Origin of the sequence: Microbacterium sp. CPCC 204701 (genome assembly GCF_004010105.1) — a bacterium.
Taxonomy (GTDB): domain Bacteria; phylum Actinomycetota; class Actinomycetes; order Actinomycetales; family Microbacteriaceae; genus Microbacterium.
This window is the reverse complement of the sequence record NZ_RRYE01000011.1, coordinates 21,323-28,654: the sequence shown is the minus strand read 5'-3', so window position 1 is coordinate 28,654 and position 7,332 is coordinate 21,323. Positions and strand designations below refer to the sequence as shown.

Below are 7,332 nucleotides of genomic sequence, written 5' to 3'. Positions count from 1 at the left end.
GGCGACGGTCCTGCTGCCGGCGGACGTCGCCGGACGGATGCCGCGACCCACGGCCTGCGCGGCGAGCAGCGCGGCCCGCCTCCGCGCGTCCGAGAAGCTCGTCACCAGCACCCGCTCGCCGTGGGCGGCGACCTCCGTGCCGACGGCGGTCGCGGCATCCGCCGCCTTCACATCCAGGTTGAATCGCACCGTCGGGAAGGCGTCCAGCGCCTGCGCGAGGGTGATGAGCCCGCCCCGTTCCGACATGAGCTCCTCGAGCTCGCGGACCGTGACCTGGGCGATCTTGCGCGGATCGCCCGTGACGCGTGAGAGGTCGTCGTCGTGAAACAGCACCGCCACCCCGTCGGCCGTCAGGTGGCAGTCCGACTCGACGTAGTGAGCACCGGCGGAGTGAGCGGCGGCGACGGCGGCGAAGGAGTTCTCGACCATGCCGTCGGCCGCGTCGGCCGGTGTCACGAGCCCGCGGTGCGCGAGCACGCGAGGCAGGGCGACGCCCTGGAACCACGGATGCATGCGACTCAGCGCTGGTCGGGAGGGGAAACGTCGGTCCTGGTGGTCATCGCCTCGCTCGCGATCTCGTCGGCGGCGGACGCCGCTGCGCGAGCTGCCGCGACCGCTTCCTCTGCGGTCTTTCCGCCCGTCGACTCCCGCGCAGGGCGCTCGCCTGCCCCACGGCGCGGGCCGGCCGCGACACGGCCGCCGAACGCGTCGCCGATCCCCTTGAGGGCCTCGGTGAACTCGCTCGGGATGATCCACATCTTGCTGGAAGCACTCTCTGCGATCTTCGGCAGCGTCTGCAGGTACTGGTACGCGAGGAGTTTGTCGTCGGGGTCGCCGACGTGGATCGCGCTGAAGACCATCTCGATGGCCTCGGCCTCACCCTGCGCGCGCAGCACCGCGGCCTGCTTGTCGCCCTCGGCGCGGAGGATCTCGGCCTGGCGGCGGCCCTCGGCCTCGAGGATCTGCGACTGCTTCGAGCCCTCAGCCGTGAGGATCGCGGCCCGGCGGTCGCGCTCGGCGCGCATCTGCTTCTCCATCGAGTCCTGGATCGACAGCGGCGGGTCGATCGCCTTGAGCTCCACGCGCGAGACGCGCAGACCCCACTTGCCGGTGGCCTCGTCGAGGACCACGCGCAGCTGGCCGTTGATGTTGTCGCGGCTGGTCAGCGCCTCTTCGAGGTTCAACCCGCCGACGACGTTTCGCAGGGTCGTCGTCGTCAGCTGCTCGACGGCGCTGAGGTAGTTGGCGATCTCGTACGTCGCCGCCCGTGCGTCGGTCACCTGGAAGTACACGACGGTGTCGATCGACACCACGAGGTTGTCTTCGGTGATCACCGGCTGCGGCGGGAACGACACCACCTGCTCGCGCATGTCGACGAGAGGACGCAGCCGATCGACGAACGGGACGAGCAGGTTGAGCCCGGGCTGGAGGGTGCGCTGATACCGCCCGAGGCGCTCCACCACGCCGGCGTAGGCCTGCGGGATGATCCGGATCGAACGGAAGATCACCACGATCACGAAGATCGCCAGAACGACCAGCAGCACGACCACGAAGATCTGGCCGATGAATGCGCCCACGTCAACCATTGTCGGAAGTCCTTTCCTCAGGGGTGGCAGCGGCGGGGGTGGTGACCTCGATCGTCGCACCGTGCACCGCGACCACCGTCACCCTCGCGCCGACGTCGACGGCGGCCGGGGACGAGGCCGCCAGGCGCGCCGTCCACGTCTCGCCGTTGTCGAGTTTGACCGAGCCGTCGCCGTCGACGAACGTCTGCACGACACGCCCCCCCATCCCGTAGAGGGCGTCGACGTTCGTGCGCGCATCCGGCTCGTCGCGGTGAAGCAGTCGCAGCAGCAGCGGCCGGATCGTGAACAGCAGCACGGCCGAGAGCGCGGCGGCGATGCCGATCTGCAGCCACCACGGGCCGCCGAGCAGGTTGACGCCGAGCCCGCCGATCAGGGCGCCGGCCGCGAGCATGAGGAACGTGAACTCCAGCGTGAGCAGCTCGATGATGATGAAGACCAGTGCGAGCACGAGCCACGCGATCCACATGTACTGGGTCAGATCGGGCAGCATCGCCATCCCTTCGTCACGTCTGATTGGCACCCTACACCGCGTCGGCGACGACCCCGGTTGATAGGCTCGACCGCGGCCCGAAACGCGTCGCCGGGCACCGACATCCAGGAGCAGAACACATGTCCCAGACCCTCGAACCCGGCTCGCTGAGCGGCAGGACCGCGCTTGTGACCGGCTCGTCCCGCGGCATCGGCGCCGACACTGCCCGCTATCTCGCCGAGGCCGGCGCAAAGGTCGTGATCAACTACCGCAACAAGGCGCCGCGGGCCGAGAAGCTCGCGACGGAGCTGCGCGAGCTGGGCGTCGAGGTGCTCGTGGTCGGCGCGGACCTCACGGACGCGGCATCCGTGCAGGCGATGTTCGACGAGGTGGGGCGCGCCTTCGGCGGGCTGGATGTGCTCGTCCTCAACGCGTCGGGCGGCATGGAGTCGGGCATGGCCGAGGATTACGCGCTCCTGCTGAACCGCGACGCGCAGGTCAGCGTGCTCGAGACGGCCCTGCCGCTGCTGCGCGAGGGCTCGCGTGTGGTGTTCGTGACGAGCCACCAGGCCCACTTCATCCGCACCACCCCGACCATGCCCGAGTACGAGCCCGTCGCGCTGTCCAAGCGCGCGGGCGAGGACGCACTGCGCGAGCGCATCCCGGACCTCGTCGAGCGCGGCATCGAGTTCGTGGTGGTCTCGGGCGACATGATCGAGGGCACCATCACCGCCACGCTGCTCGAGCGCGCGAACCCGGGCGCGATCGCGGCACGCCGCGAGGACGCCGGCAAGCTGTACAACGTGTCGGAGTTCGCCGCCGAGGTCGCCGCGGCGGCCGTCGACCCGGTGCCGGCCGACAACACGCGGCTCGTCGGCGACGTCTCGTCGTTCGGGGCGGAGTGAGCATGCGGTCACACGACATCGAAGCGCTCGTCTCGGTCGGACGCCCCGCGGTCGCGCCCGACGGCTCGTTCACCGTCTTCGCGACATCGCGCCCCGACATCGCCGCCAACCGCAACGTCGGTCAGCTGTGGCGGATCGACCTCCCGGACGGCGCGCCGCGCCGCCTCACCCGCGGCACGTCAGACACCGCGCCGCGCCTGTCGCCCGACGGCACGCGCATCGCGTTCCTCCGCGGCGACGCCAAGGGCAAGCCGCAGGTGCACGTCGTCGACGCGGCCGGCGGCGAGCCCGTTCAGGCGACCGACGCCGTGCTCGGAGTCGAGGACTACGCGTGGTCGCCCGACGGCGCGACCATCGCCTACCTCGCGCGCGTGCCCGAGAAGGGGCGATACGGCAGTGTCGAGGGGCTGGATGCCTCGGCCGAGGCGCCGCGACACATCACCGGCATCCGCTGGCACGCGAACGGCATGGGCTACGTGGCGGATCGCCCTGCGCACGTGTTCGTGATCGCGGCACCGGCGACGGACTCGGAGCCGTTCTACGAGCCGGCCGCCGCCGTGCTGCCCGACGACACGACAACGCCGAAGAAGACGCTCGTGGCGGCCGAGGCGCGTCCGTTGACGGAGGGCACGACGTCGCACAGCGGTCTCGCGTTCACCGCCGACGGGCGGGACCTGCTCACGGTGCCCGACGACATCGAGCCCGACCGCCGCGATCTGCGCAGCCGCGTCGTCGCGATCGCCGTCGACGGCTCGGGCGAGCGCGAGGTGCTGGGCACCGACGCCGGGCTCTCGCTCTACGGCCTCGAGGTCGCGCCCGACGGCGCGATCGCGATGCTCGCCCACGAGGTCGGCGACGGTGTCGACTTCGTGGCTCCGGGCGTCGGCCTGTGGCTGCTCGATGCGGACGGCCCCCGGCGGCTCACCGATGCCGAGACGATCGACCTCGGCGAGGTCGGCAGCCACATCACGCCGTCGGGCGACGATTTCCTCGTGCAGGACCGCACGCGCGGGCGCGTCCGGCTCGTGCGGGTGTCACGCGCAGGGGAGCTGACAGAGGTGCTCGGCGACGAAGTCGAGGTCAACGGCCACGCCGCCGGCGGGGGCCGGATCGTCGCTTCGGTGGCGCGGCCCGAGTCGTACGGCGAGCTCGTGCTGTTCGACGGCGACGACGCGCGACCCCTGACCACGTTCGGCGCGGCGGCTGCGGCATCCGGAATCGTTCTTCCGACGGAGCTGACCGTCACCGGGCGTGACGGCTACCCGGTGCACGGGTGGGTCGCGACCCCCGAGGGCGAGGGCCCGTTCCCGGTCATCCTGCAAATCCACGGCGGGCCGTATGCCGCGTACGGCATCCACCTGTTCGACGAGACCCAGGTGCTCGTGGACGCCGGGTACGCCGTCGTGTACTGCAACCCCCGGGGGTCGGCGGGGTACGGTCGCGCGCACGGGCGAAGCATCCGTCGCGAGATGGGCACGGTCGACTTCGCCGACGTCATCGATTTCCTCGAGGGCGCGATCGCCGACGACGAGCGCCTCGACGGCGAGCGCGTGGGCATTCAGGGAGGCTCGTACGGCGGCTATCTCACCGCATGGGTCATCGCGCACGACCACCGCTTCGCCGGCGCGATCGTCGAGCGCGGCTTCCTCGAGCCGCAGTCGTTCCAGGGCACGAGCGACATCGGGTCGTTCTTCGGCGACGAGTATGTCGGCGTCTCGGCCGACGACATCGCGCGACAGAGCCCGATGGCCGTGGTCGGCCAGGTCACGACGCCGACGCTCGTGCTGCATTCCGAGCTCGACTTCCGCTGCCCGCTCGAGCAGGCGACGCGCTACTACACGGCGCTGAAGCGTCAGGGCACCGAGGCCGCGATGCTCGTGTTCCCCGGCGAGAACCACGAGCTGACGCGCTCCGGCCAGCCCCGCCATCGTGTGCAGCGCTTCGAGGCCGTGCTCGACTGGTGGAGGCGGCACCTGCCGGTCGGCTGACACGGCGCATGACGAAGGCCCGGGCGCGTGATGTCCCGGGCCTTCGTCGATCGAGATGGATGGGCGATCAGATGTCGCCCTTGAACGTGAACGCGCGGACGATGTTGATGATGCCGAGCACGACGAGCGAGATGCCGAGCAGCCACCACAGGACCACCGTCCCCCACACCGGCGAGAACAGCACCACGATGCCCGCGATGATGCTCAGGATGGCGAAGAAGATCGACCAGCCCTTCGACGCCGCGTCGCCGAGCGTCGAGAGGGCGACGATGCCCTCGACGATCCACATGATGCCGACGAGGACGCCGACGAACACCAGCAGCCAGCCAGTGGCCGCGGTCAGGTTGAACAGCGCGACGATGCCGCCGATGATGAACAGGATGCCGAGCAGAATGTGGCCGACGCGGGCCCAGCCGCCCTTCGTCCTGGAGAAGATTCCGAGCCCCGCGTAGACGAGGCCGGCCGCGATCGCATAGATCGCGATGATGGCGGTGACGACGGCAAGGGTCTTGCCCGGCCACACGAGGATGAGGATGCCGACGATGACGGCGAGGACGCCGCCCACGCCGAGCGCCGTGCGGATGCCGTTGACGGTCGACTTCTCAGCCGCTGATTCCGTGGACATGCGTGGTCCTTTCTGGGAGTTTCCTGAACGTCGTGCTGCTAAAGCCTAGACCCCTGCTCGAACTTTGTGATGAAAAAGTTCGTGTGTCGTGACATAGCCTCCGCCCCCGGGATCGCGGCGAACGCGGAGGAGCGCTACCGTGAGCGTGCAGGCGTGAGGAGGGGCTATGGCCGTCATCTCGAGGGGATTCGGCGCTCGGCGCCGCGAAGGCGACCCGCGGCTGCCGCCTGGGCAGTATCTGACCGAGGATTTCCCGGTGCTCTCGGCCGGGCCCACACCACGGATCGATCTCGACGAGTGGCGATTCGACATCCGCACCGAATCGGGCGAGGGCGCCTCATGGTCGTGGAACGAGTTCATGGACCTCCCCGTCGAGGACGTCCACACCGACATCCACTGCGTCACCCGCTGGTCGAAGCTCGGCACATCATGGCGAGGAGTCTCACTCGACACGTTGATCGACGCGGTCGAGACCGACGCCTCGTACGCGATGGCGCGCTCGTACGGCGGCTACACCACCAACATCCCGCTCGACGAGATCCTCGGCGGCCGCGCGTGGGTGGCGTTCGAGTTCGAGGGGGAGCCGCTCGACCCCGAGCACGGCGGACCCGCGCGCCTGCTCGTGCCGCACCTGTACTTCTGGAAGAGCGCCAAGTGGGTGCGCGGCATCACCCTCATGGACGACGACGAGCCCGGATTCTGGGAGCAGAACGGCTACAACATGCACGGCGACCCGTGGACCGAGGAACGGTATTGGTGACAGTCGGCGGATGGCGGCCGGCGCGCGTCGTCGAGACGCTTCCGGCGACCCCCTCGGCGCGCATCCTGCGTCTCGCCGTCCCGGGATGGCCGGGGAGCCTCGCGGGCCAGCACGTCGATGTCCGGCTGACCGCCGAAGACGGCTACCAGGCCGTGCGTTCCTACTCGTTGGGCTCATACGGAGCGAGCGAGACGATCGAGCTCGGCGTCGACGAGATCCCCGACGGCGAGGTTTCGCCGTATCTCGTGCGTGACGTTCTCCCCGGGGATGAGCTGGAGGTCAAGGGGCCGCTGGGCGGCTACTTCGTGTGGCGGCCCGGGGGAGTGGCGCCGGTGCAGCTCATCGCGGGCGGCTCGGGCGTGGTGCCGTTGATGGCGATGGCGCGGGCGGCGACGGATGCCGGAGCCACGACATCCGTCCGCCTTCTGTACTCGACCCGGGCGCACGAGAACGCGATATATCGCGATGAGCTGAACCGTGCGGCCTCGAACGGGGGAGTAGCGGTGTCGTGGGTGTACACGCGCGCCGCGCCGTCCGGCTGGGACGGCCCCGTCGGCCGCCTCGACGACGCGCGTCTGCGCGACGCGGTGTGGCCGCCTGAACAGGAGCCGACCATCTACGTGTGCGGGCCGACGGGATTCGTCGAGCATGTCGCCGACGCGCTGGTGCGGCTCGGGCATCCGCCCGCACGGATCAGAACCGAACGCTTCGGAGGTGCATGATGCGAGCCGAGACCGCGCGGAGCACAGTCGACGGCAACGCGGCGGCAGGACTGCTGGCCGACGTCTTCGGCGTCGATGTGACGGTGCTCGTGGGTGTCTGCGGCGGCTGCTCGGCCGCGGCGCCACTCGCCGAGACGACGGTGGAGCTCGATGAGACCGCGGCGATCGTGCGCTGTCGCTCGTGCACGCACACCCTGCTCACCGTGCTGCGCACGCCCTCCGGCATCCGGCTCGTCATCGGAACGCTGCGCGTGCTCGAGCGGCGCTGACGGCCTCG

At 70.1% G+C, this 7,332-nt stretch carries 9 protein-coding genes; 5 read left to right on the top strand and 4 right to left on the bottom strand.

Features of this window, described 5'->3' with window-relative positions:
* The 3 genes from EIO58_RS02325 to EIO58_RS02315 form a co-directional block, all read right to left on the bottom strand.
* Positions 1-513: glycerophosphodiester phosphodiesterase (locus EIO58_RS02325; protein ID WP_127818086.1), on the bottom strand; the 513-nt coding region annotated here is incomplete at its 3' end.
* 5 nt (positions 514-518) lie between these two features.
* Positions 519-1,586, bottom strand: coding sequence for an SPFH domain-containing protein (locus EIO58_RS02320; protein WP_127818085.1), 1,068 nt, complete (start codon positions 1,584-1,586; stop codon positions 519-521).
* Positions 1,579-2,076, bottom strand: a complete 498-nt coding sequence (locus EIO58_RS02315; RefSeq protein ID WP_127818084.1) for an NfeD family protein — start codon at positions 2,074-2,076, stop codon at positions 1,579-1,581. The genes EIO58_RS02320 and EIO58_RS02315 overlap by 8 nt, the downstream gene beginning before the upstream one ends.
* 119 nt (positions 2,077-2,195) lie before the next feature.
* Here EIO58_RS02315 and EIO58_RS02310 point away from each other — a divergent pair, with 119 nt between their 5' ends.
* The gene (locus EIO58_RS02310; RefSeq protein WP_127818083.1) at positions 2,196-2,960 is read left to right on the top strand and encodes an SDR family oxidoreductase; all 765 of its coding nucleotides are present in this window, start codon (positions 2,196-2,198) and stop codon (positions 2,958-2,960) included.
* A gap of 2 nt (positions 2,961-2,962) precedes the next feature.
* Positions 2,963-4,948 (top strand): alpha/beta hydrolase family protein, encoded by a 1,986-nt coding sequence (locus EIO58_RS02305; protein WP_127818082.1) that lies wholly within the window; start codon positions 2,963-2,965, stop codon positions 4,946-4,948.
* Positions 4,949-5,015: 67 nt separating this feature from the next.
* On the opposite strand, the gene EIO58_RS02300 is transcribed toward EIO58_RS02305, so the two are convergent.
* A complete protein-coding gene (locus tag EIO58_RS02300; RefSeq protein WP_127818081.1) occupies positions 5,016-5,573 on the bottom strand; it encodes an HdeD family acid-resistance protein in 558 nt (185 codons plus the stop codon).
* Positions 5,574-5,739: 166 nt separating this feature from the next.
* Between EIO58_RS02300 and EIO58_RS02295 the strand changes: the two genes are divergently transcribed.
* From EIO58_RS02295 to EIO58_RS02285, 3 genes are read left to right on the top strand one after another with little or no spacing between them, the layout of a single operon-like run.
* Positions 5,740-6,333 carry a sulfite oxidase-like oxidoreductase gene (locus EIO58_RS02295; RefSeq protein ID WP_127818080.1) on the top strand — a complete coding sequence of 198 codons (594 nt, stop codon included), beginning with the start codon at positions 5,740-5,742 and terminating at the stop codon, positions 6,331-6,333.
* The gene (locus tag EIO58_RS02290) at positions 6,330-7,055 is read left to right on the top strand and encodes a ferredoxin reductase (protein ID WP_127818088.1); all 726 of its coding nucleotides are present in this window, start codon (positions 6,330-6,332) and stop codon (positions 7,053-7,055) included. Before EIO58_RS02295 ends, EIO58_RS02290 begins: the two co-directional genes overlap by 4 nt.
* Positions 7,052-7,324: a DUF6510 family protein gene (locus EIO58_RS02285; RefSeq protein ID WP_240658529.1), complete on the top strand. Its 273-nt coding sequence runs from the start codon at positions 7,052-7,054 to the stop codon at positions 7,322-7,324. The genes EIO58_RS02290 and EIO58_RS02285 overlap by 4 nt, the downstream gene beginning before the upstream one ends.
* The last annotated feature ends 8 nt before the right edge of the window (positions 7,325-7,332 follow it).